The organism is Streptomyces marispadix (genome assembly GCF_022524345.1).
Lineage (GTDB): Bacteria > Actinomycetota > Actinomycetes > Streptomycetales > Streptomycetaceae > Streptomyces > Streptomyces marispadix.
The window spans coordinates 3295043-3319781 of sequence record NZ_JAKWJU010000002.1 but is presented as its reverse complement, the minus strand read 5'-3'; the positions used below and the strand labels follow the sequence as shown (position 1 = coordinate 3319781).

Below are 24739 nucleotides of genomic sequence, written 5' to 3'. Positions count from 1 at the left end.
CAGCCGCCTGCCCCGTCCGTACCGGCACAGCACTCGCCGCCACCGCCCGACGGCAGTGCGTCCGGCCCCGCCGGACACGACCACGGCGGCGGATACGACAACGCCGCGTACGACAGCAACAACGCGTATGACAACGGCGGTTACACCGGCGGCGGGTACGAGGGCTACGAGAGCCGCGACCTGCCGAGTCCGCGCGCCGCCTACCCGGAATACCCGGAGGCGCCGAGACAGCCCGGCGCCTGGCCGCAGCAGCACCAGCAGGCACAGCACGATCAGTACGCACCTCAGAGCCAGCCGCAGCAGCAGCGGTACGAGCAGCACTACGACCAGCCGCGGCCCCCGCACCAGCAGCAGTACGAACGGCCTCAGCCCAACTCATACGAGTCCTACGAGCACCAGCGCCAGGCGCAGCAGCAACTCCCGCCGCCGCAGGGCCAGTTGCCGCAGCCGCAGGTGCCGCCGCAGGGTCAGCCGCCGGCGCCCCGCTACGACGGCCCGTCCCAGCTCCCCGCCTCCAGCGGCGCCCCGGGCCCGCTCGCCGCGCAGCCCGCACCGGCCACCGGGCCCGGCGAGCCGACGGCGAGGCTCAATCCGAAGTACCTCTTCGACACGTTCGTCATCGGTGCCTCGAACCGCTTCGCCCACGCCGCGGCCGTCGCCGTCGCCGAGGCCCCGGCCAAGGCGTACAACCCGCTGTTCATCTACGGGGAGTCGGGCCTCGGCAAGACGCATCTGCTGCACGCGATCGGCCACTACGCCCGCAGTCTCTATCCGGGTACGCGTGTGCGGTACGTCAGTTCCGAGGAGTTCACGAACGAGTTCATCAACTCCATCCGCGACGGCAAGGCGGACGCGTTCCGCAAGCGTTATCGCGACATGGACATCCTGCTCGTGGACGACATCCAGTTCCTGGCCGACAAGGAGTCGACGCAGGAGGAGTTCTTCCACACCTTCAACACGCTGCACAACGCGAACAAGCAGATCGTGCTCTCCAGCGACCGGCCGCCCAAGGCGCTGATCACCCTGGAGGACCGGCTCCGCAACCGCTTCGAGTGGGGCCTGATCACCGATGTGCAGCCGCCGGAGCTGGAGACGCGCATCGCGATCCTCCGTAAGAAGGCGGTTCAGGAGCAGCTCAACGCACCCCCGGAGGTGCTGGAGTTCATCGCGTCCCGCATCTCGCGCAACATCCGCGAGCTGGAGGGCGCGCTCATCCGGGTCACGGCCTTCGCCTCGCTCAACCGGCAGCCCGTGGACCTCGGCCTGACCGAGATCGTGCTGAAGGACCTGATCCCGGGCGGCGAGGACGCCACCCCCGAGATCACGGCGTCGGCGATCATGGCCGCCACGGCGGACTACTTCGGGCTCACCGTCGACGACCTGTGCGGCTCCTCCCGCAGCCGCGTGCTGGTGACGGCCCGTCAGATCGCCATGTATCTGTGCCGCGAACTCACCGATCTGTCACTGCCGAAGATCGGCAGCCAGTTCGGCGGGCGCGACCATACGACCGTGATGCACGCCGACCGCAAGATCCGTGCGCTCATGGCCGAGCGGCGCTCGATCTACAACCAGGTCACCGAACTCACGAACCGCATCAAGAACGCCTGAGCGCGCTCGTACCGCCGCCGCTGGCAAGGGCGTCGAGGCTGCCGACGGCGTCGGTGGCGCCGGGCCCTCGGCCGCATCGCTCACATCTGCCCGTGCCGGACGTAGGGCCGCTCCGCTCGCCGTGTCCCATACGTGTCCCATACGTCTGTGGGAGCCCGCCGCCGGCGCCTGCTCGAACCGTCAGCCCCCGTGGAGCCAACTCCGCGGGGGCTCTTGGCTGTTCGATTCCGGTCGCCGCTGCGGCCGGTTCCCACAGGTAAGAGCCGAATGAGACGTCCACACCCTGTGGGCTCCGTGAGTTGTCCCGAAAAGCGTCCACAGGCAGGGCCGGTGAAAGCTGTTCGGGGAGGTCAGAGGGCTGTGGACTTGTGAGCATCCGCGGTCCACAGGATGTGGAACCGTCAACTGGGGGTGCGGGGCGGGGACTTCTGTCCACCGCCCGCCCACAGCCACCCGCACCCCTATCCCCAGCTTCTCCACAGAGCTGTCCACTGTTCGGCAACACAACGCGCCTGCTCACTGGTCCGAGTGAAAGCGGTCACACCGCGCCCCCCAGAACCCTGTGGGAAACCTGGGGACAACATTGAAGACGGCTGTGGGGAAGATTCGGGGGGCTGTGCACCGGCTGTGCAGAACTTTTCGCCGTCCACAGAAACCGTCGTCCGTCCACCGGTGGCGCCCACAGGAGCGGTGGACAGAATTCGCGGGCTGAGCTGGGGAAACGGACTTATCCACGGTTTCCACAAGCCCTACTACTACGACCACGGATATATAGCGGGGAATCTGTTTCGAAGTGGGGGCTGTGCACAACTCAGCGCTCTCGACTCCTACCCACCCGCCGACGACTTGACCCACACCCACGCCGACTGTCGGCGGCGTGCGTCAGACTGGACCCCGGCAACGAGCCGACGACGACAGGCAGCACGGCGAGCAGCCAGCAACAGCAGGAGGCGGCTGAAGGTGAAGATCCGGGTAGAGCGCGATGTACTCGCGGAGGCGGTGGCCTGGGCGGCGAAGAGCCTGCCCGCCCGTCCGCCCGTACCTGTCCTTGCGGGCCTGCTGCTGAAGGCCGAGGACGGTTCCCTGAGCCTCTCCGGCTTCGACTACGAGGTCTCGGCGCGGGTCTCGGTCGAGGGCGAGGTCGAGGAGGAGGGCACGGTCCTGGTCTCCGGCAGGCTGCTCGCCGACATCTGCCGCTCCCTCCCCAACCGCCCCGTGGAGATCTCCACAGACGGTGTACGGGCCACGGTCTCCTGCGGCTCGTCCCGCTTCACCCTGCACACGCTGCCGGTCGAGGAGTATCCGGCGCTGCCGGAGATGCCCACCGCGACGGGCACCGTGCCGGGCGAGGTGTTCGCCTCCGCGGTCTCCCAGGTCGCGATCGCCGCCGGCCGTGACGACACGCTTCCGGTGCTCACCGGCGTACGGATCGAGATCGAGGGCGACACGGTCACGCTGGCCTCGACGGACCGTTACCGCTTCGCCGTGCGGGAGTTCCTGTGGAAGCCGGAGACGCCTGACGCCTCGTCGGTGGCGCTCGTACCGGCCAAGACGCTGCTGGACACGGCGAAATCGCTCAGCGGCGGTGACAACGTCACGCTGGCGCTGTCGGGTTCGGGCTCGGGCGAGGGCCTGATCGGTTTCGAGGGCGCCGGGCGGCTTACGACGACCAGGCTGCTGGAGGGCGATCTGCCCAAGTACCGCACGCTGTTCCCCACGGAGTTCAACTCGGTGGCGGTGATCGAGACGGCGCCGTTCGTGGAGGCGGTGAAGCGCGTCGCGCTGGTGGCCGAGCGGAACACGCCGGTCAGGCTGAGTTTCGAGCAGGGTGTGCTGACGCTCGAGGCCGGTTCGAGCGACGATGCACAGGCTGTGGAGCGTGTGGACGCGGAGTTGGAGGGCGACGACGTGTCGATCGCCTTCAACCCCGGTTTCCTGCTTGAGGGGTTGAGCGCGATCGACTCCCCCGTCGCGCAGTTGTCGTTCACGACGTCGACGAAGCCGGCGCTGCTGAGCGGCAAGCCCGCGAAGGACGTCGAGGCGGACGAGGCGTACAAGTACCTGATCATGCCTGTGCGGCTGTCGGGCTGAGCGTGCTCGCGGGCGGCCGGGCAGGGCCTGTGTACGGCTGTGCCGCCGCCGTGTGAGGGCCGCCGGTCCGCCGGACCCGTCCGTGCCCTTGAGGTTCGCGCAACGGGACCCGTGCCTCAGCCGGTTCGTGCCGTAGCCGCTGGTCAGCACGTATGAGCAGATGGAGTCCACAGTTGTGCGCGGACCCTGTGGGCGTAGGCTCGGGCTCAGGTACGAAACGTGAAAGAAGGGGCACTGATGGAGCTCGGTCTCGTCGGTCTCGGCAGGATGGGCGGCAACATGCGCGAGCGCATCCGCCGGGCCGGCCACACGGTCGTCGGCTACGACCGCAACCCTGATGTCGCGGATGTGCGGAGCCTTGAGGAGCTGGTGGCGAAGCTTGAGGCACCGCGCGTCGTGTGGGTCATGGTTCCGGCGGGGGCTGCCACGCAGTCGACCATCGATCAGCTCGCGGAGCTGCTCTCCCCCGGTGACGTCGTCGTCGACGGTGGCAACTCCCGCTGGACGGAGGACGAGCAGCACGCCGGGGAGCTGGCGGCGAAGGGCATCGGCTTCGTCGACTGCGGTGTCTCGGGCGGTGTCTGGGGCCTCGAGAACGGCTATGCGCTGATGTACGGGGGCGACGCCGAGCATGTGGAGCGTGTGCAGCCGGTCTTCGACGCGTTGAAGCCGGAGGGCGACTTCGGCTGTGTGCACGCGGGCAAGGTCGGTGCGGGGCACTTCGCGAAGATGGTCCACAACGGCATCGAGTACGCGATGATGCAGGCCTTCGCGGAGGGCTGGGAGCTGCTTGAGGCCGTCGATTCGGTGACGGACGTGCGCGAGGTGTTCCGTTCGTGGCAGCAGGGCACGGTCATCCGTTCGTGGCTGCTGGATCTGGCGGTGAAGGCGCTGGATTCGGACGAGCATCTCGCCGAACTGCGCGGTTATGCGGCCGATTCGGGTGAGGGCCGGTGGACGGTGGACGCGGCAATCGATCACGCGGTGCCGCTGCCGGCGATCACGGCGTCGCTGTTCGCTCGTTTCTCGTCGAGGCAGAAGGATTCGCCGCAGATGAAGATGGTGGCGGCGCTGCGGAACCAGTTCGGCGGTCATGCGGTCTCGGCGAGCGGCGCTCATGTGGACGGTGACACTCCGGGAGCGGACGTCCTTCCGCCGGTGGGTGGTTGACGCCTCCGATGCATGTCACGCATCTGTCGCTCGCCGACTTCCGTTCGTACGCCCGGGCCGAGGTGTCTCTCGGTCCGGGCGTGACGGTGTTCGTGGGGCCGAACGGCCAGGGCAAGACGAATCTGGTGGAGGCTGTCGGCTATCTGGCGTCGCTGGGGAGCCATCGGGTGTCCTCGGACGCTCCGCTGGTGCGGGCGGGTGCGCAGCGTGCCGTGGTGCGGGCGGCGGTGCGGCAGGGCGAGCGGCAGCAGTTGGTGGAGCTGGAGCTGAATCCGGGGAAGGCCAATCGTGCGCGGATCAACCGGTCTTCGCGGGTGAAGCCGCGCGATGTGCTGGGGATTCTGCGTTCGGTGCTGTTCGCTCCGGAGGATCTGTCGCTGGTGAAGGGCGATCCCGGTGAACGGCGGCGGTTTCTGGACGAGTTGGTGACGGCGCGTTCGCCGCGGATGGCGGGGGTGCGTTCCGATTACGACCGGGTGCTGAAGCAGCGCAACTCGCTGCTGAAGTCGGCGGTGCTGGCGCGGCGCCACGGCGGGCGCAGTGCGGACACCTCGACGCTGGATGTGTGGGACGAGCATCTGGCGCGTGTGGGGGCGGAGTTGCTGGCGCGGCGGCTGGAGCTGATATCGGCGCTCCGGCCGCTGGCGGACAAGGCGTATGAGCGGCTGGCGCCGGGGGGCGGCCCGGTGGGGCTGGAGTACCGGGGGGCTCCCGCTGCGGCTCCGGCGGGTGCCGGGCGCGGTGGCGGCGACAGTGACGGCGGTGGCGGTGACGAGAACGGTGCTGTTTCTGCCGTGTCGGCCGCGGAGTTGTACGAGGGTCTGCTGGGGGCGCTGAGGGATTCGCGCCGTGCGGAGCTGGAGCGTGGTGTGACGCTGGTGGGCCCGCATCGGGACGATCTGGTGCTGAAGCTGGGTGAGCTGCCCGCGAAGGGCTACGCGAGTCATGGTGAGTCGTGGTCGTTCGCGTTGTCGCTGCGGCTGGCGTCGTATGAGCTGCTGAAGAGCGAGGGGCATGAGCCGGTGCTTGTGCTGGACGACGTCTTCGCGGAGCTGGACGTCCAACGCCGGGCGCGGCTGGCGGAGTTGGTGGCGCCGGGCGAGCAGGTGCTGGTGACGGCGGCGGTGCCGGAGGATGTGCCGGAGGTGCTGGCGGGGGTGCGTTTCGCGGTCGCGGGCGGGGAGGTCGTCCGGGATGAGTGACGGGCCGCAGCGGGAGGAGCCGCCGAGGGACGAGCCGCGGCAGGAGGCGCTTCGGGAGGAGTCGCCGGGCGCCGAGCGGCCGCAGCCGGGCGAGCCGACGGGTGTGGATCTCGCGCGGGTGGCGTTGCGCGCGGCGAAGGAGCAGGCGCGGTCGCGGGGTGCGGCGGCGCAGCAGAAGAAGGATGTGCGGCGTGGGCGGGGGCCGCGTTCGGGTTCGGGCCGTGACGGGCGGGATCCGCTGCCGTTGGGCGCGGCGGTGCGGGGGCTGATCACCGAGCGGGGCTGGGAGGTTCCGGCGGCGGTGGGCGGTGTGATGGGCCGCTGGCCGCAGTTGGTGGGTCCGGAGGTGGCGCAGCACTGTGAGCCTCAGCGGTACGACGAGGAGCAGCGGGTGCTGACGGTGCGGTGTGATTCGACGGCGTGGGCGACGCAGTTGCGGTTGCTGGCGCCGAGGCTCGTCGCGCGGCTGAACGAGGATCTGGGCGAGGGGACGGTCGCGTTTCTGAAGGTTCTGGGGCCGCAGGCGCCGGGCACTCGCAGTGGTCCGTTGCGTGCGCCGGGTAGCAAGGGCCCGGGGGACACCTACGGGTGACTGGTGACGGCGCTCACCGTGATGGGACGTTGACAGCCCGAAGCGCTGAGTGCCCCTGTGAGCGATCTGGCCCCCCGGTGTGCATATGGGGAGTCGGTGGACGCCAGTTCAGGACGGCACATGCGGACTCAGGCACCGGCAAACCCCCATTCAGGCTGCCGCCACCGGTACACTGGTCGAGAACCCGCCCAGTTGCGGAACATGTCGAACGACGCAGCCGCTCCAGACTTCTGGAGTCGGCCTGTGCTGTGCCAGAAAGGGCGCTTCGTGGCCGATTCCGGCGATCTCAACGAGTACGAGAACAACCCCACCGAGAGCGAGACCGGCACCGGGACGGGGAGCGGCACGCAGACGGACGCCGCCCTGGTCGACGGCGCGGGTGCGGGGGTTCCTCCGGTGGGACCGCCGGTCTCGCCGGTGACCGCGGAGGAGGAGCCGTCGTACGACGCGAGCGCGATCACGGTCCTGGAGGGCCTTGAGGCGGTGCGCAAGCGGCCCGGCATGTACATCGGTTCGACCGGTGAGCGTGGTCTGCATCACCTCGTGCAGGAGGTCGTGGACAACTCGGTCGACGAGGCGATGGCCGGTCATGCGGACACGATCACTGTGACGCTGCTCGGCGACGGCGGTGTGCGGGTCAAGGACAACGGCCGCGGTATCCCGGTGGGCATCGTGCCGTCCGAGCAGAAGCCCGCGGTCGAGGTCGTGCTGACGGTGCTGCACGCGGGCGGCAAGTTCGGGGGCGGCGGCTACGCGGTCTCGGGCGGCCTGCACGGTGTGGGCGTCTCGGTCGTCAACGCGCTGTCCCAGCGCCTGGCGGTGGAGATCCGGACTGAGGGCTACCGCTGGACGCAGGACTACAAGCTGGGCGTGCCGACGGCGCCGCTGAAGCGCAACGAGCAGACGGACGAGACCGGTACGACGGTGACGTTCTGGGCGGATGCGGACGTCTTCGAGAGCACGGAGTACTCGTTCGAGACGCTGGCCCGCCGTTTCCAGGAGATGGCGTTCCTGAACAAGGGCCTGACGATCGAGCTGGTCGACGAGCGTCCTGAGCATGTCGACGAGGAGGGCAGGCAGCTCTCGGTCCGCTACCACTACGAGGGCGGCATCTCGGACTTCGTGCGCTATCTCAACTCCCGCAAGGGCGAGTTGGTGCATCCGACGGTGATCGACGTCGAGGCCGAGGACAAGGAGCGGATGCTCTCGGTCGAGATCGCGATGCAGTGGAACAACCAGTACAGCGAGGGTGTGTACTCCTTCGCCAATACGATCCACACGCATGAGGGCGGCACGCACGAGGAGGGTTTCCGTGCGGCGCTTACGGGTCTGATCAACCGTTACGCGCGGGACAAGCGTCTGCTGCGCGACAAGGACGACAACCTCACGGGTGAGGACATCCGGGAGGGTCTGACGGCGATCATCTCGGTGAAGCTGGGCGAGCCGCAGTTCGAGGGCCAGACGAAGACGAAGCTGGGCAACACGGAGGCGAAGACCTTCGTGCAGAAGATCACTCATGAGCATCTGAGCGACTGGCTGGACCGCAATCCGAACGAGGCCGCGGACATCATCCGTAAGGGCATCCAGGCGGCGACGGCTCGTGTGGCGGCGCGGAAGGCCCGTGATCTCACGCGCCGCAAGGGCTTGTTGGAGACGGCGTCGCTGCCGGGCAAGCTGAGCGACTGCCAGTCGAACGACCCGGCGAAGTGCGAGATCTTCATCGTGGAGGGCGACTCGGCGGGCGGTTCGGCCAAGTCGGGCCGCAATCCGGAGTTCCAGGCGATCCTTCCGATCCGGGGCAAGATCCTCAACGTGGAGAAGGCCCGTATCGACAAGGTGTTGCAGAACGCCGAGGTGCAGGCGCTGATTTCGGCGTTCGGCACGGGCATTCACGAGGACTTCGACATCGCGAGACTTCGCTACCAGAAGATCATTTTGATGGCGGACGCCGATGTCGACGGCCAGCACATCAACACCCTGCTTCTGACGCTGCTGTTCCGTTTCATGCGTCCGCTGGTGGAGGCGGGGCACGTCTTCCTCTCCCAGCCGCCGCTGTACAAGATCAAGTGGGGCCGGGACGAGCATCAGTACGCGTATTCCGACCGGGAGCGCGACAGCCTCATCGAACTCGGCCGTGAGCAGGGCAAGCGGATCAGGGACGACTCGATCCAGCGGTTCAAGGGTCTGGGCGAGATGAACGCCGAGGAGCTGCGGATCACGACGATGGACGCCGATCACCGGGTGCTGCGTCAGGTGACGCTGGACGACGCGGCGGCGGCGGACGACCTGTTCTCGATCCTGATGGGCGAGGACGTGGAGGCGCGGCGCTCGTTCATCCAGCGAAACGCCAAGGACGTCCGCTTCTTGGACATCTGAGCCCGGAGATCCGAGCCCGGACGTCCGAGTCCCGCATCCGCGTGGGCGGGCCGCTCCGGCGCCGCCCAAGGCCCGTACCCCGACGTGGAGTCCGGTGCGCCGCACACTTACTGAAGGACTTGAGCTGAGCAATGGCCGACGAGATCACTCCCACTCCTGACAGCCCCGAGGGCGAGCAGGGCCCCGAGCCGGTGGTAGCCGGCGATCCCGCGCCGGTGCAGATCGAGGGCACGGCTTCGCGCGTCGATCCGGTGAGCCTCGAGACCGAGATGCAGCGTTCGTATCTCGACTACGCGATGAGCGTGATCGTCTCGCGTGCGCTGCCGGACATCCGTGACGGTCTGAAGCCTGTGCACCGCCGAGTGCTGTACGCGATGTACGACGGCGGCTACCGCCCGGAGAAGGGCTTCTACAAGTGCGCTCGTGTGGTGGGCGACGTGATGGGCACCTACCACCCGCACGGCGACACCTCCATCTACGACGCTCTGGTGCGGCTCGCGCAGACGTGGTCGATGCGGATGCCGCTGGTGGACTCAAACGGCAACTTCGGTTCGCCGGGGAACGATCCGGCGGCGGCCATGCGGTACACCGAGTGCAAGATGGCGCCGCTGGCCATGGAGATGCTCCGGGACATCGACGAGCAGACCGTCGATTTCCAGGACAACTACGACGGCCGCAACCAGGAGCCGACGGTGCTGCCGTCGCGCTTCCCGAATCTGCTGATCAACGGCAGCGCCGGCATCGCGGTCGGCATGGCGACCAACATCCCGCCGCACAATCTGCGTGAGGTGGCGTCGGGCGCGCAGTGGTATCTGGAGCATCCGGACGCCACCAACGAGGAGTTGCTGGAAGCGCTGATCGAGCGGATCAAGGGCCCGGACTTCCCGACGGGTGCGCTGATCGTGGGCCGTAAGGGCATCGAGGAGGCGTACCGCACGGGCCGCGGCTCGATCACGATGCGGGCGGTCGTCGAGGTCGAGGAGATCCAGGGACGGCAGTGCCTGGTGGTGACGGAGCTTCCATACCAGGTCAATCCGGACAATCTCGCCCTGAAGATCGCGGAGTTGGTGAAGGACGGCCGGGTCGGCGGCATCGCCGACGTACGGGACGAGACGTCATCCCGTACCGGTCAGCGGCTGGTGATCGTCCTCAAGCGGGACGCGGTCGCGAAGGTCGTACTCAACAACCTGTACAAGCACACCGATCTCCAGACGAACTTCGGCGCGAACATGCTGGCGCTAGTGGAGGGCGTGCCGCGCACGCTGTCGCTGGACGCCTTCATCCGGCACTGGGTCGCCCACCAGATCGACGTGGTGGTACGCCGTACGCGGTTCCGGCTGCGCAAGGCCGAGGAGCGGGCGCACATCCTGCGTGGTCTGCTGAAGGCGCTCGACGCGATCGACGAGGTCATCGCGCTGATCCGGCGCAGCCAGACTGTGGAGGACGCGCGCGGCGGCCTGATGGGCCTGCTGGAGATCGACGAGATCCAGGCCAACGCGATCCTGGAGATGCAGCTTCGCCGCCTCGCGGCCCTGGAGCGGCAGAAGATCACCGCCGAGCACGACGAACTCCAGCAGAAGATCGACGAGTACAAGTCGATCCTGGCCTCCCCGTCCCGTCAGCGGCAGATCATCGGTGAGGAACTGACGGCGCTGGTCGAGAAGTTCGGCGACGACCGCCGTACGAAGCTGGTGCCCTTCGAGGGCGACATGTCCATCGAGGACCTGATCGCCGAGGAGGACATCGTCGTCACGATCACCCGTGGCGGCTATGTGAAGCGCACGAAGACGGACGACTACCGGGCGCAGAAGCGCGGCGGCAAGGGCGTCCGGGGCACGAAGCTCAAAGAGGACGACATCGTCGACCACTTCTTCGTCTCCACGACGCACCACTGGCTGCTGTTCTTCACGAACAAGGGCCGTGTGTACCGGGCGAAGGCGTACGAGCTGCCCGACGCGGGCCGTGACGCCCGCGGTCAGCATGTGGCGAATCTGCTGGCGTTCCAGCCGGACGAGCAGATCGCGGAGATGATCGCGATCCGCGACTACGAGGCCGCGCCCTATCTGGTGCTTGCGACCAAGTCGGGCCTGGTGAAGAAGACTTCGCTGAAGGACTACGACTCCCCGCGCTCCGGCGGCGTCATCGCGATCAATCTGCGGCAGATGGAAGACGGCCGCGACGACGAGCTGATCGGCGCGGAGTTGGTCTCCCCCGAGGACGATCTGCTGCTGGTGAGCCGCAAGGCGCAGTCGATCCGCTTCACCGCGACCGACGAGGCGCTGCGGCCCATGGGGCGTGCGACTTCTGGTGTGAAGGGGATGAGTTTCCGTGAAGGTGACGAACTCCTCTCGATGAACGTCGTCAGGGCGGGTACGTTCGTCTTCACCGCCACGGACGGCGGTTACGCGAAGCGCACGGATGTCGACGAGTACCGCGTGCAGGGCCGGGGCGGACTGGGCATCAAGGCCGCGAAGATCGTGGAGGACCGAGGTTCGCTGGTCGGCGCCCTGGTCGTCGAGGCGAACGACGAGATCCTCGCCATCACGCTCGGTGGCGGTGTGATTCGTACACGCGTGAGTGAGGTCAGGGAGACGGGCCGTGACACGATGGGCGTCCAACTGATCAACCTGGGCAAGAGGGATGCGGTGGTCGGCGTCGCCCGTAACGCCGAGGCCGGTCGTGAGGCCGAGGAAGTGGAAGCGGCGGTGGAGCCCGGCGGCGCCCTGGGCGAGGAGCCGGAGGCCACGTCGAGCGAGTCGGACGAGCCGGACGACGAGGAGTAAGGCGTGAGCGGTGCCCAGCCACAGCCCCGTGCGCAGCAGGAGACCGGTCCGCGGCAGCCGCAGGCGGAATCGCAGCCGCTGCCGCAGGCACAGCCGCAGCCTCATGCGCAGGCGCACTCCCACCAGCAGACCCAGGCTCATGCCCAGGCCCAGCAGCCGCAGCCGCATCGGCCGCCGCAGGCGTATCCGGCTCCGCCGGTGAATCCGCCGACGGTCGGCGGCGCGGGCATGAGCGCGGGTTCGGGTGCGGGTGCGCCGGGCGGCCCGATGCCGGGCGCGGACGCCAACGGCACGGCTGGTGAAACGGGTACGGGCGTGGGCTCGGGCACCGGTACGGGCTCTGGTACGGACGGTGCGGGTTCCGGGGCCTCGGGCTCCGGCGCCGGCACCGGTTCCGGTACGGGCCTGGGAGGCGTGACCGGAAGCGCGGGGGCTGTGCGCCGCCCGCGCACGGGCGCCCGTACGATCCCGCGCACCCGCAAGGCGCGGCTGCGTGTGGCCAAGGCCGACCCGTGGTCGGTGATGAAGGTCAGCTTTCTGCTGTCGATAGCGCTGGGCGTGTGCACCATCGTCGCGGTCGCGGTGCTGTGGATGGTGATGAACGCGATGGGCGTCTTCTCGGCCATCTCCGGCACCGTCAGCCAGGCCACGCAGTCCGGCGACGCGGGCGGCGGCTTCGACATCGAGTCGTTCCTGTCGCTGCCGAGGGTGCTGCTGTTCACGACGGTCATAGCGGTGATCGACGTGGTGCTCGCCACCGCTCTGGCGACGCTGGGCGCCTTCATCTACAACCTGTCGGCGGGCTTCGTCGGCGGCGTCGAAGTCACCCTCGCCGAGGACGAGTGAGGGCCGCGGGACCGGTTGTGGAGCCCCCGGAACCGATTTGGGGGCGTGGATGGAAGTGCGCTAATCTTTCGGTGCAGCGCGGGGCTATAGCTCAGATGGTTAGAGCGCATCCCTGATAAGGATGAGGCCACAGGTTCAAGTCCTGTTAGCCCCACCAGCGAAAATGGGCACCGTGGGATTCCCACGGTGCCCATTTGACACCTACGTCTGACACCAACGGCGAGGTCAGCCCAGGAGCGGGTCTTCCAGTAGCTCAGCGAGCATCGAGACGGCTTCCCGCTCGCCGTCGCCGACCACGTGCGTGTAGATGTCCATGGTCATGCTGATCTGGCTATGCCGCAGGATCGCCTGAGCGACCTTGGGGTGAACCTTCAAGAAGGCGAGCAGGGTGCCGCAGGTGTGCCGAGCGAGCCGGACCGTGATGCGCCGGACGCCAGCCCGCTTCACCAGGCGATCGAAGGTACGGGAGAAGCCCACCGGATCGGTAAGCCCGCCGTGCTCCGACGAGAAGATCACGTCATGGCCAGGTGCCTGGTTCCAGTGATCACCGGCAATCTTGCGCTCCAACCCTTGCAGATCGCGGCGTTGTTCCAGGGCGCGGGCACAGAACTCCGGCAGAGGCAGGGCGGCTTGTGAGGACTCCGTCTTGAGATCCTTGAGGACCAGGCCGGCACCCTTCTTGCGGTGCACCTGCTTGACCGGCGTGAACTGGCGGTTCTCAAAGTCGACGTCTTGCCAGCGCAGACCGAGCAACTCACTGCGGCGGAGACCGAGAACGAGCACCAGGACGCACGCCGCGTAGAAGCGGTGAGCGCGGACCGCGCGGAGAAACGTGATCGCCTCGGGCGCGCTCCAGGCCGAGCCCTTGTCCTTGCTGACCTTGGGCATGTCCACCAGCAACGCGACGTTTCGGGCAAGGATCTCTTCTTTGATCGCCCTGTTCAGCGCGTTCCGGAGGGTACGAAGCACCTCGAACCGCGTCGCGGCGGGAACTTCCTGTCGCGTGAGCGCCGCCATGAAGGCCCGCACCTGCGCGGCGGACAGGCGCGCAAGCTGCTTCTTCCCCAGGTGTGGACGAAGGTAAAGCCGTACCTTCGACTCGTACTTGGCGTAAGTGTTGTCGTCCCGGTTCGGCTTCACGATGTGGTCAATCCAGTAATCGAGCCATTCCCCCAATGACCAGGCACGGGAAGGCACCGGGATGCCGTTGCGCTCCTGCTCTTGGAGCTTGCCAAGCTTCTCGTTGGCTTCGTCCCACGTGGCGCCATAGACGTACTTGCGGACGCGGTTGCCGTCCGTGTCGGTGACGTACGCGCGTCCCTGGTAACGACCGTCCTGTCGCTTTGAGATCGAACCTCCGCCGTTGGGCCGTCTCTTCGCCATCAGCAGCCTCCTTCGATCCGGCTGCGGATGAAGTCGCCAACGGAGTCAGCCGGGATACGACGGCAGCCATCGACCTTTAGCGAGATGAGCCGGTGTGTGCGGATCAGGTCGTAGACCTTGGTGCGGCCGACCTTGAGCCGTGCCATGACTTCCGGCACGGTGAGCAGTTCGGGCGTGGCCGTGGTCATGCGGCAGCTCCTTCCATGTCGGCCAGGGCTTCTCGTGCGGTGTCGCGGTTGAGCTGGAGGTCGCGGGCGATGGTGGCGGCGAGGGCGGATTCGCCGGGGCTGTGGCCGTGTCCGGCGTAGGTCCAGTCGGCGAGGACGAGCACGGTGTCCGGCTCGATGTCGTCGAGGCCGAGGACTTGGGCTTGTTCGGCAGCGCGGTAGTCGGCTCGTGCCTGCCGGAGTGCTCCCAACGTGGTGGAGTAGCGGCGGGACTTGGTGGAGAAGTGGCCGCGGAAGCCGAGCATGTGGGCCCAGGCCCACAGCCGCCGGTCCGGGTACAGGCGGTCGAGGTCCCGGCAGGCACGGATGAGGCGCCGGGTGTGGTCGGGGACGTCGTGCCGGTCCAGTTCGGCGAGTTCGCCGATGCGGCGGTCAAGGGTGCCGGTGGTCTCTGCTGCCTTGGTGGCGTACTTGGCGACGTAGGCGGCGACGGCCTGTTCGGTCAGTTCGGAGCCGTCGCCGAAGGCCCGCACGGGTCGGATGTCGAGCTGGGTACCCCAGCGCAGGGCGCGGGCCGGTTGGTCGCCGGAGGCCGGGACCGTGACGGTGGTGTACGCGTGCTCGGCTGCCCTGCGGATGGCGTCTTCCAGCAGTTCGACCCGTGCCCAGGAGGGCGGTGAATCCTCCGGTCCGCCAGCCCCGTCGAGGCGTACGACCGCGTGGAAGTGGATGGCGCCGCGACGCTGGAACTCTGCGACCTTGCCGTAGGAGATGCGGCAGACCTCGCGCAGTTCGCGCTGTGTGAGTCCGGCGCGGGCGGCGATCTCGCGGCGTAGACGCACGGTGAAGCGCTGCCAGAGCTGTCCGGCGTGGTTGTTGAAGAGGACGGCACCGGCGTAGTCGTACGAATCGGGATCGAGCGGTGTACCCAGGGCCGGGTCGTCGTCGCTGTGGCGGATACCGCAGCGACAGCGGCCGGAGTCGGGGCGATTGTGCACGGGCCCGAAGCTGGGTGCGGTGAACGTGGCGAAGACGCGCGGGTGTTCGCGCACCGTGGCGGGGATATCGCGGCGGTCGTCTCCGGCGAGTCCGGCGCGGATGAGGTGGTAGGTGTCTCCGGCGTACGTGCGGGCGCAGGAGGGGCAGCGGGAGGCGCGGCGGTTGCCGCACGCAATGCGCAGTCTCCCGCCGGGCTCCTTCTCGGTGCTGTAGTGGTGCAGCGTTTCGCCGGTGGTGCGGTCTTTGGTCAGGGTCCAGCCGGTCAGGTGGACGGGGTTGGAGCAGCCGCCGGTGCGGCGGATCTGGTCTTCCCAGCGGGCGAAGTCGGCGGACCCGGCCACCCTCAGCGCGTCGCCGAGGGTGATCGGGTCCAGGCCCGCGATGGTCGCGGGCTCGGTCATGCGCGTCCCCCAGCAGCAGCGGGGGCGTTTCGCCGGGGCTTGGTCTTGCCGGTACCTCGGCAGGCAGGGCAGGCGACTCGGAACGTGACGCGGCTGCCGTCATCGTGCAGTTGACCAGTGGTGACCGCCACGACGGGGAAGCCGTAGCAGCAACGGCAGAGCCGACCCGGAGCGTTGGCCCGGTGGGTCATGATGGGTGTCTCCTTTTCGATCTCGGTCGGGAAGGGGCAGGGCTCTCGGGGCGGCTGATGCTTGGCGGTATCGGGGCCGCCCCGAGGGCCGGTCAGTAGCGCTTGTGCTGCGAGTTGAGGAGCGAGCGGAGCACCACCGCGCACATGGTCACGGAGACCGCGGTGACGGCGACGGCCAGGAGCAGCGCGACCAGGACCGCGGCGATGATGAGTGCGACGGCAGCGCCACCGCCGACGACGGCGGCCACTGCGCCGGGCGTGAGCTGCACGGTGCGACGAGGAGCGGCCGGCAGGGAGACCGGCGCGGTCTCGTAAGTGCGGTGAACGTCGTTAGATGTCACGACAGTTGGCGAGGCCGGAGCTGTCGGCACGGGCGTGGTCGGGTACTTGGGCCGGAACATGCGGCTCTTCCTCCTGTCAGTCGTTGGTGCCGTTGACGACCTCGGTCCCGGTGCGGGTGCCGGAGTCGATGGCGGGGGCGAGGAAGGTGTCTGCCAGCAGGAAGCCGCCCAGGAGCAGGACGACGACGAGCCATATCGGCGGCCGGAAGAGGCGGATGCCGAAGTAGCCGACGAGGGCGAGCACCAGGACGAGCGGCAGTTGGACGGTCATGGCGTGATCTCCTTTCAGCGGACGGCGCAGCGGTGGGTGCGGGCAGCGAGTTGTGCCGCGGTTCGGGTGCCGTAGTCGGCGGACCAGCCGCAGCGTTCTGCGGTGCATACGGCCGCGTGCCGGGTCTGGCCCGCACGGCGGTTGCGGTGGGTGCCGATCTGCACGGGGCCAATGCGTTGGACGGAGTGGAAGAAGTCGCGTGCGGGCATGGGGAGTTCTCCTTTCAGGTCAGGTGAGCGGCGATTGCGTCGGCCATCGGTGCCGGTACGCCGAGCTGGGCGCGCAGCGCGTCGGAGTCGATGGGTGAGCCAGTGCGGGCGTGATGGGCGTCGGCGAGCTTGCGGGCGTGGTCGACCAGTGCCGGAGGTACGGACGGCAACGTCGCCGGAGGTGCAGGGGCGGCCGGATCGCTCAACTCAGCAGTGGAATCGGGGAGTTCGGGCACGTCCCGCTCCACCGTCGTGACCGGCTCGGCGGCCTCGTCGGCAGAGGGTGGCGACGTGCCACCGATGGGCTCTGCTCGGTCTTCCGCGATCGGTGCGTGCGCCAGCAGGGTTCCGCCGAAGAAGGCGAGGGCGGGCCACCCGGCGACGAGGATGCGCAGCCAGCCAGGCACGGCTTCCAGGTCGAGGAGCCCGGCGGTCGCGATGTTGGCGCCGAGGGACGCGGCGAGCGCGACGACGAACCAGCACCAGGGCAGCCGTGCCGAATCCCCGGTCTCTTGCAGTGCGCGGATGCGCCGCCAGGCCGCGACAAGCAGCAGGTCCACGCTGATCGGGTAGGCCCAGGCTTTCCAGCCGTCCTGTCCGGCTGCACGCGCGATGTCATGCAGGTGTGCGAAGGACAGGGCACCGGCGATCACAGCCTGGATCAGTACGGCGTCCACGCGCGGCAGCCGGGTCATGATCGATTCACCTCCTGTTTCGGGCATGGGAGGGGTAGGGACGTGGCGCGAAGCGGTCGCGCCGACCGTGTTGGGGAAGGGGTCAGGCTGCCTCGGAGACGCGTTCCACAGCCTTGAGCGCGGGCGCCAAGCTCGGCCGGTAGTCGGCCAGTTCGGGAAGCTCCGGTGTGCGCGCGGCTTCCGCATTGCAGACGTTCACTGCTTGCCGAAGCGACGTGTACGGAGTGCGGGTGATGACCCAGCCGCCAGACGAGTCCCCGACAACGGCCGTACCCGGCCGCTCAGTTGGGATCTGCGTGGTGGCGAGCACGGCATCCGGAGAGATGTCCGCGAACGCCATGTTCGCCGAGGCTTCGTCGTTCACCCGGTGGGCGACGCGTCCGGTGAGCTGGGCACGGAGCATCGTGATGCCCTTGCCGAGTTCCGAGCCGAAGCGCTGCCCGCAGATCTCCACGTAGATACCGGCTGCGCGGCCGAGTTGGACCAGCCGCACGAGCGCCGTGACGATCCGGTCGCGTCGCTTCTCCTCTTCCTTGCTTGCGAAGAGGGCGAGTTCGGCGACCTCATCGATCAGCAGAACCACCGGCAGGGGCCGCAGGTGTTCGGGCAGTCCCCAGATATCGGCGGTGATCTCCGCATCGGGTACGTCCGCGCTGATGCGCTGTTCGGCGCGGATCAACTCGTAGATCCCGTCCATGCGCTCGATGAGCGCTTCGAGCAGCCCCAGCGCGTCATCCTGGTTCGCCGCCAGAGCGGAGAACCGGCGTGCGAGCGGCGCGAGTTCCACACCGTTCTTGCAGTCGATCCCGACCAGGGCGACCGGCTGCCCGGCCAAAGCGGCAACGAGCCGCCGCTGGTAGACGGACTTCCCCGACTGAGTCGCACCCAGGTTGAGCGCGTGGGGCACCTCCCGGTAGTCCCGGTAGTGCACGGCCCCGTCCTCACGCAGGGACACGGGAACTCGCAGAACACCGGACTCCGCCCGCGCAGGCATCTGCACCCGCTTGAGCACGTCATAGCCGGTCATCCGCAGCTCGACGACACCCGCCTTGATCTCTCGGCACGAGACTCCCTGCATCGTGAAGGAGTGCCGCAGCCGGTCCGTCGAGGCGATGAAGTCGTACGCGTCCTGTCCCGGCCGGAGCTTGATGCGCAGCACCAGGCCGGTACGTGTCGGCCGTATCCCGAGGATGTGCGGCACGCGAGAAGACGGCGCCACGGTACGGGTCGCCCGCGCCAGCGCGAGCCGCATGCGGGACGGCGGAACGGTGAGCCCGCAGGCTTCCATGACCGAGCCGTATCGGACGAGGACCCGAACACTGGCTATGAGGACGCCTATGCCGAGCCAGTACCAGGCGGGGCGGCGCCACCGAAGCAGCAGCGCCAGCCCACCGGCGATCAGTGAAGTGATCAGTACGGCCGTCATGTTCAGGCCGCCTGGTTCTGTCCGGCCTCGGCGAGCGAGGTGACGGCCACGGCCCGGAAGGCGATCCCATGCCGCTTCTGGCCGTTGAACTCGTTCTCCCACGTGCGAGCCCGAAGGTTCGTCACCGCGACGGGCGTTCCAGGGGTCAGGCCCTCCGGGATGCCGGTCTCGGGCACCGAGACGTTGTAGACCTCGGCTTCGCCCTCGTCGGTGACCATCAGTCCGATGGTCATCATCTGCGCGCCGGTTTCCCGGTCTACGGCGATCTCACCGGTCTGCCGGTTCACGAGCTTCTTGGCAGGCGGTACGGCGACGAAGACGATGGCGGTGTTTGTGTCGATCTTGAAGGACGGCACAGTGAAGCAACTCCCTTGCGCAGCGCGCCATAAAGGCACGCATAGCTGACAAATGACTACGCAACGGGAGGTTGACCGCATACGGACTGGGCGCGATACGCTGCCTGAGCGTTGACTCCAACAACGCACCCGGCCTGAGTGGGCTGCCTCCCGCTCAGGCCACATCTGTGTCTGTGGCCTTGTTGCTCGCGCGCCGGTTCAGGTCTGCCTACCTGTCCGGCGCGTTCGCTTGTCCGCTCAGCAACTCCGTTGGCAGCGAAGGGCGTTGCGAACACTCACCACTGTAACCCGTACTCTAAGTATTGTCTAGTACTTCAAGTACCAATCCGTACTCCAGGTACGCCTAGCTCCGTGACCAGCGACCGAAGCTCATCGGACGGAGGCTGGCTCATGGTCGCGAGGTCCGCAACGAGCTGCTTGACGGCAGGCAACGCACCGACGAGCTCGGGTGACAGTCGCTGTGCGGCCCTGATCGCGGCGACGGATTCGCCGATCTGCCGACGCTGTGCATGAGCCCGGGCGACATCGAGATGGAACCTGGTCTGCCGCTCGGACGAGAGCCCGGAAGCATCCACGCGGCCAGCGGCGCGGAGCGCGACACCCGCGTCCCCCAAGTCGACGGCCACGGCTACTTCGTAGAGGTCGACGTTCGCCGGGCCGAACTCGGTGTTGTAGTCGTTCCGACCTGGCCCGACCGTCGCGGCCATCTCGCGTGCCGTACGGATGAACTCATAAGCCTCGTCGGCCTTGTTGGCCTTTCCGGCCGCCACCGCCCTTTGCAGGGTGAGAGCACCGCGCAACGCGGTTGCCTCGACATCACCGGACGCCGCAAGCGACTCCAGCGCGTCGGCGGCACTGCCCGACGCCTGCGCGGCCTGTTCGTAGTGCCGTGCGCCGAGGAAAACGATCGACAGCCGGAACTCGCCTGCCGCCATGAGCAACGGGTCGTTCGCACGCTCGGCGGCCACAACGGAGCGGTCCACGGCGATCCATGCCGCCTCGGGCTCGCCCATGTTCGCAAGAGCCGCACTGCACGTGTGATACACGGTGGCCAGCAGTCGGAACAGCTCCGGGCGGTCGACCTCCGGGGCGGAACGTGCCGCGGACTCCGCCTGCGGCACGAGATCTTCCAACAGCTCAGCCAGATCCGCGTAGTTGCCCTCATGCGTCAGAGACCACGCGCGGTCGGCATCCTCACGAAGCTTGTCCAGGTCCGGCGGCTCGTGTTCGCCGAGGATCGCCTTCAACGAATGCGCCGCGCTCAGCGCGAGACGAAGTCTGCTGGCACCGGGCGGTTCCGCGACCGTCGAGGCGACGACGGGCGCCTCGGCTGCCAACTCCGAGACGGGAAGGTCTAGGACCTCCGCCACCTTCTCCAGGACCGTCATGCGGTCGATACGGCGAACTCCCCGCTCCACCTGGGAAACCCATGCCTCTGAGCGGTCCAGGAGCGCGGCGAACTCCTTCTGCGAAAGCCCGCGACGCTTCCGGTTGAACGCGATCTTCCGGCCGAGTGCCTTCTCGTACTCAGGGCTCACCCGTTCACGCCCTTGCCGGACACGAGGTCCAACTTGTCGACCTCGGTCGACGCCAGGTACTGCTCACGAGCAGTCAGGAACTCCATCACGTAGCTCTGCGACTCATGCACCTCGAAGGCGTCCCTGTCCGCGTACAGCTCGTAGAAGATCCGCTCCAGCGGGCGCCCTTCCACGCGGTGCACGGTGTAGATCAGCGTCCCTGGTTCGTTCGCCTTGATCTGTTCGCCGGTTCGCGAGACCAGCTCGTCGAACTGGGCTGCCGCTTCCTCGTCCTTGCAGGTGAAGCGCACCATCAACCCGAACATGCGGTGATCTCCTTCCTGATCGTCTTGGGCACCCCCTCCCGCGCGTGAACACCTGTCCATGAATGACCCGCACCAAAAGTACGGTCTCGCATTCAAAGTACTCACACACCGAGTACGGTGCTAGTACTTATTGTACGGCTCTCTGGGGTCTCGGGTCAGCCACTTGGGACAACAGGACCGGAGAGCCGCTGGTCAGTGCCATGGAGGAATACCATGCCCACCTACTGCCGCACCTTCCCGGGACACGTGGAACAGGTCGGCTGCGCTCGCCGCTGGGCCCGCGAAGTCTTAACCGGATGCTCCTGCGCTGGGGACGCAGTGCTGATCGTGAGCGAGCTGGGCACCAATGCCGTCACGCACACCACGAGCCCCGACTTCCACGTCACGATCCACCGGGCACGAGGTTCTGTGACGATCACCGTCACCGATCACGGAGGCAGCACCACCGCTCCACACCTGGCGAAGCCCTATGACCACGGCGTGCACGGCCGCGGATTGGCCGTCGTGACAACCCTCGCCACCGATGTGCGCTTCACCAGGAACGCGCACGGGCACGAGGTCGCAGCGCACCTCGCCTCGGAGGTGCCCGCATGCTGACACCGCCGGCATCGCGCCGCCCCGGGTTGATTCACCGGGGCCGACCGGTTCCGTACATCACGCAATGGAGCGGAGAACGCCCAGCACGCATGCCGATGGTCGTGCGACGCGGCCGGATCGCCTACGCCGACCAGCGCCCCTACGACCGCGACTCCCAAGGCGTGCTCTGGCCCCGCATCCCCTCCCAACCGGGCAAAGGCAGGCCGGAGTTCGGAATGGTCCACGCCCTCCGGCAGCGCAACGCGATGGAGCAACTGCTCTGCCAGGTCTGCGCACAGCCCGCCGACCGAAACGACGACGGCATCCTGTGGCTCCTCTCGGAAGAACTCGACACCACCGACGAGGACATCGTGACGCCGCATCCACCGGTGTGCCTGCCGTGCGCCCACGCTTCGATCAGCACATGTCCGCATCTACGGCGCGAGTTCACGGCGGTGCGCGTCCGCGCCTGCGAGGGTGCAGGAGTACGCGGAGCCCTCTACGAACCGGCCGACCCTCACCCGGTCCCGGTCGACGCCATCGCGGTCGCGTTCGGTGACCCCCTCATCAACTGGGTCCGCGCAGGCCAACTCCTGCTGAGACTCACCAAGTACCGCCGCATCGAGCTACCGGAAGACGTCCCCTGAGGTAGCTGTCCAGCGCACCGCAGCAGACGCACCACGCTCCCCAGCGCGATAAGACTTTCCCTACTTCATCAAGGGCTCGCTCCGCTCGCCGCGCGGCCCGGCTTGCCGCCGGGCCGACGCTCATGTCTCCGCCCCGCTCCGGCCCGGCCGCCGGCCCGCGCACGGACGCGAGCCACAAGAAGAGGGATGCATCGTGGCTGGGGCGGTCGGCTCCACGGCTTTAGGCAGCCACCTTGGGGCGAGGCTCTAAGATCAGGGGCTCACTTCGGGCTATTGCGGGCAGGTAAGGAGACTGCCCGAGCCGCGGAAAGCTTACGAGCCCCTGATCTCTCGCCCCAAGGCAGCTCCAGCCCAAAGCCGCTACGCCGACCTAGTGGTCACGCTGGAGCTAGTCGGTCCTGCTTGAACCTCACGAGCTACCGACAGGACGAGGTGACCGAAGTGCTCGGTCATGGTGTTGTATCGGCTTCGGACCAGGTCGACGGGAAGGTCTGGCGGTCGAAGGCCCATGAGCTGAGCGCTGGTACTCCGACTCTCGCTCACGAAGTGCCGGAGATGCGTCGCAACGTCGCGACCTGCAATCGTCATCACGGGACCCATTCGGCGAATCACCTGGATCTGCGCGGTCATGACGCCTTCAAGTGCTTCAAGAACTCTGACCCCATCTTCTGCCTGGTTCTCCACGCAGGACACCAGATCGGCCAGCTTCATCAGGAAGTCTTCGGCATCTTGCAACAGCTCCGCATAGGCCGACCGACGCTCCTGACGAAGCCAGTGCTCATGCTGGTCGCTGGCTTGCTGAGCCGCCTGCTCAAGAGCGGCACGAGCCGATCGATCGGCGGCTTCCCGTGCCCCACGGATAGCGGCATACCCACCCGTGATCGCTCCTCCTAAAGCACCGATCAAACCGACGACAGCAGCCAAGACAGCAGCCCACCCAGGATCCACGGCAACCCTCCCCTCCCGTAACGGCTACTGCTGACCGTGGAGCCTACAAGGCTGTACAACTAGTCACACTCCGCTCGAATCTCGCACCGAAGTACAAGCCGTGATGTCCGCCGGGGGGCCGTCCCTGGGCCGTGTGGGGGTGCTCAACGACGGCCAACGCTGACAACTGGCGACGGCGCCACCCGAACGAGCGGTGGTGACTCAGAGTAGTCAGGCGTGTAGCCGCATTGCGCTCTACCCCCCAACGCGTTACGTTTTATCTACTCCTCCCCGTCGTCCGGGCATAGCCCGCACTGGCGGGGATTATTCGTTCTGGGGGGGCCTTGAGCGACAGGGTCGTCGTCTTCTACGACTATCAAAACACCTACATGCAAGCTCGCCGGCTCTACCACCAGAGCTGGGAAGACTGGAGCAAGGGCCAGTTCGATCCCGTAGCCCTTGCCCGGCACCTCGCCGCCGACAGCCCGTACGACCGCCACCTCCATCAGGTGCGCATCTATCGCGGCCAGCCCGACGCGACCAAGCAGCCTGGCTCCTACGGGGCCTCGCGGCGGCAGCATGCCCAGTGGGAGAGCGATCCCCTTGTCAAGCTCGTCACCCGGCCCCTGCGCTACCCATCCGCATGGCCCAAGGAGCGACCCCAGGAAAAGGGCATCGACGTCCAGCTCACCCTGGACTTTGCGGTCATGGCCACTCGCGGCGAATACGACGTTGGGATCATGGTGTCGGCCGACACCGATCTGAAACCCGCACTCGAATACGTGGCCGAGTTGGCGACGGCCTCCCGAGGTTGGCCACGAGCAGAAGTGGCAGCCTGGTCTGTCAACGGTCAGCACTGCCGGCGGCTTGCCATCAGGCGCAAGAACCTCTACTGCCACTGGATAGGCGAAGACGTCTACAAGAAGGTCCAAGACAAGACCGACTACACCCGCAGTGCCTGAGCAACCAAAGGGCCTCTCCAGGGAGAGTCAAGGCTCATGGGCTCAGATGTCCGGTCAGGTCCTGAGACCAGCAGCGCGCCCAGCCCTTTCGACGGAGGTTGTCAAGAGGGTCCCCATGCGCTGACACCAACCGCTGACACCAACAGGGGCGGACACCGGCGGTTGGGACCGAACGTCGATGGACCACTCATCCAGGTCCGCAGCGGGTTGACCGAGGTTCGCGACCCCACGTAGTCGACCTGATAAGGATGAGGCCACAGGTTCAAGTCCTGTTAGCCCCACAGGAGAAGATCGACGAGAGCGGGTGTTCCCCAGATGGGGAGCACCCGCTCTTTGTTGGGGCCCGATGAGGGTGTTGACGGGGTCGCGGGCGTGGCGCCTGTGGAGCTGCGTACGATCGCGCGTCCGCGGCGGAGACCTGTGAGCACACTTCGTGTGCTGCCGCCAGCCGACCTCCCCGGCGTCTGCCGTGCCGGTCACCCGGCACCGGAGCAGGCCGGGCGCCGTGCGGCGTGGTTGCTTCCTCTGCTTTTCATGACGGCGAATCATCTTCCCGGAGCGAAGAGGCGACCGGCACAGCCAGCGTCGGTCTGCCGATCCGCGACAGATGCACCTGCTGGCCCAGCAACGTCGACCAGCAGCAGCGGCTACGCGCCCGCGTCTCGGCGTCACAGCAT

The 24739-nt window shown here is 67.5% G+C and carries 22 protein-coding genes, 1 tRNA gene and 1 pseudogene; 12 read left to right on the top strand and 12 right to left on the bottom strand.

Going from position 1 to position 24739, the window contains the following annotated elements; translation table 11 throughout:
• Nucleotides 1-180: 180 nt before the first annotated feature.
• The 9 genes and pseudogenes from dnaA to MMA15_RS13805 form a co-directional block, all read left to right on the top strand.
• Nucleotides 181-1608, top strand: a pseudogene (gene dnaA / locus MMA15_RS13845) (chromosomal replication initiator protein DnaA); the annotation flags it as partial.
• Nucleotides 1609-2568: 960 nt separating this feature from the next.
• On the top strand, nt 2569-3699 hold the full coding sequence (dnaN, locus tag MMA15_RS13840; protein WP_241059885.1) for a DNA polymerase III subunit beta: 1131 nt from the start codon (nt 2569-2571) through the stop codon (nt 3697-3699).
• A gap of 237 nt (nt 3700-3936) precedes the next feature.
• Entirely contained in the window at nt 3937-4869 is a 933-nt protein-coding gene (gene gnd / locus MMA15_RS13835; RefSeq protein WP_241059884.1) for a phosphogluconate dehydrogenase (NAD(+)-dependent, decarboxylating), read from the top strand.
• Nucleotides 4870-4877: 8 nt separating this feature from the next.
• Nucleotides 4878-6071 carry a DNA replication/repair protein RecF gene (gene recF / locus MMA15_RS13830; RefSeq protein WP_241059882.1) on the top strand — a complete coding sequence of 398 codons (1194 nt, stop codon included), beginning with the start codon at nt 4878-4880 and terminating at the stop codon, nt 6069-6071.
• Nucleotides 6064-6663, top strand: coding sequence for a DciA family protein (locus tag MMA15_RS13825; protein WP_241059880.1), 600 nt, complete (start codon nt 6064-6066; stop codon nt 6661-6663). Before recF ends, MMA15_RS13825 begins: the two co-directional genes overlap by 8 nt.
• Nucleotides 6664-6906: 243 nt before the next feature.
• Nucleotides 6907-9039: a DNA topoisomerase (ATP-hydrolyzing) subunit B gene (gene gyrB, locus MMA15_RS13820; RefSeq protein ID WP_241059878.1), complete on the top strand. Its 2133-nt coding sequence runs from the start codon at nt 6907-6909 to the stop codon at nt 9037-9039.
• A gap of 131 nt (nt 9040-9170) precedes the next feature.
• Nucleotides 9171-11822 carry a DNA gyrase subunit A gene (gyrA, locus tag MMA15_RS13815; protein WP_277400238.1) on the top strand — a complete coding sequence of 884 codons (2652 nt, stop codon included), beginning with the start codon at nt 9171-9173 and terminating at the stop codon, nt 11820-11822.
• A gap of 267 nt (nt 11823-12089) precedes the next feature.
• Nucleotides 12090-12668, top strand: a complete 579-nt coding sequence (locus MMA15_RS13810; RefSeq protein WP_443732564.1) for a DUF3566 domain-containing protein — start codon at nt 12090-12092, stop codon at nt 12666-12668.
• 80 nt (nt 12669-12748) lie between these two features.
• A tRNA-Ile gene (locus tag MMA15_RS13805) sits at nt 12749-12825 on the top strand.
• Nucleotides 12826-12893: 68 nt separating this feature from the next.
• Here MMA15_RS13805 and MMA15_RS13800 read toward each other — a convergent pair.
• The 11 genes from MMA15_RS13800 to MMA15_RS13745 all read right to left on the bottom strand — a co-directional run bounded on the left by MMA15_RS13800 (nt 12894) and on the right by MMA15_RS13745 (nt 20950).
• Nucleotides 12894-14051 (bottom strand): tyrosine-type recombinase/integrase, encoded by a 1158-nt coding sequence (locus tag MMA15_RS13800; RefSeq protein WP_241059876.1) that lies wholly within the window; start codon nt 14049-14051, stop codon nt 12894-12896.
• Entirely contained in the window at nt 14051-14239 is a 189-nt protein-coding gene (locus MMA15_RS13795; RefSeq protein WP_241059874.1) for a helix-turn-helix domain-containing protein, read from the bottom strand. The genes MMA15_RS13800 and MMA15_RS13795 overlap by 1 nt, the downstream gene beginning before the upstream one ends.
• Entirely contained in the window at nt 14236-15618 is a 1383-nt protein-coding gene (gene repSA / locus MMA15_RS13790; protein ID WP_241059872.1) for a replication initiator protein RepSA, read from the bottom strand. The genes MMA15_RS13795 and repSA overlap by 4 nt, the downstream gene beginning before the upstream one ends.
• Before the next feature lie 283 nt (nt 15619-15901).
• Entirely contained in the window at nt 15902-16210 is a 309-nt protein-coding gene (locus tag MMA15_RS13780) for a SpdD-like protein (protein WP_241059869.1), read from the bottom strand.
• A 16-nt stretch (nt 16211-16226) separates the two neighbouring features.
• Complete coding sequence (locus MMA15_RS13775; RefSeq protein WP_055487289.1) at nt 16227-16421, bottom strand: hypothetical protein; 195 nt, start codon at nt 16419-16421, stop codon at nt 16227-16229.
• A 14-nt stretch (nt 16422-16435) separates the two neighbouring features.
• A complete protein-coding gene (locus tag MMA15_RS13770) occupies nt 16436-16630 on the bottom strand; it encodes a mobile element transfer protein (RefSeq protein WP_241059867.1) in 195 nt (64 codons plus the stop codon).
• Between the two features lie 14 nt (nt 16631-16644).
• Nucleotides 16645-17325, bottom strand: a complete 681-nt coding sequence (locus MMA15_RS13765) for a DUF2637 domain-containing protein (RefSeq protein WP_241059865.1) — start codon at nt 17323-17325, stop codon at nt 16645-16647.
• Between the two features lie 82 nt (nt 17326-17407).
• The gene (locus tag MMA15_RS13760; RefSeq protein WP_241059864.1) at nt 17408-18751 is read right to left on the bottom strand and encodes an FtsK/SpoIIIE domain-containing protein; all 1344 of its coding nucleotides are present in this window, start codon (nt 18749-18751) and stop codon (nt 17408-17410) included.
• A gap of 2 nt (nt 18752-18753) precedes the next feature.
• Nucleotides 18754-19107, bottom strand: a complete 354-nt coding sequence (locus MMA15_RS13755; protein ID WP_241059862.1) for an SCO3933 family regulatory protein — start codon at nt 19105-19107, stop codon at nt 18754-18756.
• Nucleotides 19108-19421: 314 nt separating this feature from the next.
• Nucleotides 19422-20645 carry a helix-turn-helix domain-containing protein gene (locus MMA15_RS13750; protein WP_241059860.1) on the bottom strand — a complete coding sequence of 408 codons (1224 nt, stop codon included), beginning with the start codon at nt 20643-20645 and terminating at the stop codon, nt 19422-19424.
• Nucleotides 20642-20950, bottom strand: coding sequence for a putative quinol monooxygenase (locus MMA15_RS13745; protein WP_241059858.1), 309 nt, complete (start codon nt 20948-20950; stop codon nt 20642-20644). Before MMA15_RS13745 ends, MMA15_RS13750 begins: the two co-directional genes overlap by 4 nt.
• A 213-nt stretch (nt 20951-21163) precedes the next feature.
• Between MMA15_RS13745 and MMA15_RS13740 the strand changes: the two genes are divergently transcribed.
• Together MMA15_RS13740 and MMA15_RS13735 are read left to right on the top strand one after the other, a co-directional pair.
• Nucleotides 21164-21547, top strand: a complete 384-nt coding sequence (locus MMA15_RS13740) for an ATP-binding protein (RefSeq protein ID WP_241059856.1) — start codon at nt 21164-21166, stop codon at nt 21545-21547.
• Nucleotides 21548-21636: 89 nt separating this feature from the next.
• Nucleotides 21637-22173, top strand: a complete 537-nt coding sequence (locus MMA15_RS13735) for a hypothetical protein (protein ID WP_241059855.1) — start codon at nt 21637-21639, stop codon at nt 22171-22173.
• Between the two features lie 360 nt (nt 22174-22533).
• Here the strand turns inward: MMA15_RS13735 and MMA15_RS13730 are convergent, their stop codons facing one another.
• On the bottom strand, nt 22534-23097 hold the full coding sequence (locus MMA15_RS13730; protein WP_241059853.1) for a hypothetical protein: 564 nt from the start codon (nt 23095-23097) through the stop codon (nt 22534-22536).
• 347 nt (nt 23098-23444) lie between these two features.
• Between MMA15_RS13730 and MMA15_RS13725 the strand changes: the two genes are divergently transcribed.
• On the top strand, nt 23445-24062 hold the full coding sequence (locus tag MMA15_RS13725; RefSeq protein WP_241059851.1) for an NYN domain-containing protein: 618 nt from the start codon (nt 23445-23447) through the stop codon (nt 24060-24062).
• Nucleotides 24063-24739: the final 677 nt, after the last annotated feature.

Coding starts and splice junctions, on each gene's coding strand:
- gnd (WP_241059884.1), top strand. CDS start 3,937: ATGGAGCTCGGTCTCGTCGGTCTCGGCAGGATGGGCGGCAACATGCGC.
- recF (WP_241059882.1), top strand. CDS start 4,878: ATGCATGTCACGCATCTGTCGCTCGCCGACTTCCGTTCGTACGCCCGG.
- MMA15_RS13825 (WP_241059880.1), top strand. CDS start 6,064: ATGAGTGACGGGCCGCAGCGGGAGGAGCCGCCGAGGGACGAGCCGCGG.
- gyrA (WP_277400238.1), top strand. CDS start 9,171: ATGGCCGACGAGATCACTCCCACTCCTGACAGCCCCGAGGGCGAGCAG.
- MMA15_RS13810 (WP_443732564.1), top strand. CDS start 12,090: ATGCCGGGCGCGGACGCCAACGGCACGGCTGGTGAAACGGGTACGGGC.
- MMA15_RS13800 (WP_241059876.1), bottom strand. CDS start 14,051: ATGGCGAAGAGACGGCCCAACGGCGGAGGTTCGATCTCAAAGCGACAG.
- MMA15_RS13795 (WP_241059874.1), bottom strand. CDS start 14,239: ATGACCACGGCCACGCCCGAACTGCTCACCGTGCCGGAAGTCATGGCA.
- repSA (WP_241059872.1), bottom strand. CDS start 15,618: ATGACCGAGCCCGCGACCATCGCGGGCCTGGACCCGATCACCCTCGGC.
- MMA15_RS13780 (WP_241059869.1), bottom strand. CDS start 16,210: ATGTTCCGGCCCAAGTACCCGACCACGCCCGTGCCGACAGCTCCGGCC.
- MMA15_RS13775 (WP_055487289.1), bottom strand. CDS start 16,421: ATGACCGTCCAACTGCCGCTCGTCCTGGTGCTCGCCCTCGTCGGCTAC.
- MMA15_RS13770 (WP_241059867.1), bottom strand. CDS start 16,630: ATGCCCGCACGCGACTTCTTCCACTCCGTCCAACGCATTGGCCCCGTG.
- MMA15_RS13765 (WP_241059865.1), bottom strand. CDS start 17,325: ATGACCCGGCTGCCGCGCGTGGACGCCGTACTGATCCAGGCTGTGATC.
- MMA15_RS13760 (WP_241059864.1), bottom strand. CDS start 18,751: ATGACGGCCGTACTGATCACTTCACTGATCGCCGGTGGGCTGGCGCTG.
- MMA15_RS13745 (WP_241059858.1), bottom strand. CDS start 20,950: ATGTTCGGGTTGATGGTGCGCTTCACCTGCAAGGACGAGGAAGCGGCA.
- MMA15_RS13740 (WP_241059856.1), top strand. CDS start 21,164: ATGCCCACCTACTGCCGCACCTTCCCGGGACACGTGGAACAGGTCGGC.
- MMA15_RS13735 (WP_241059855.1), top strand. CDS start 21,637: ATGCCGATGGTCGTGCGACGCGGCCGGATCGCCTACGCCGACCAGCGC.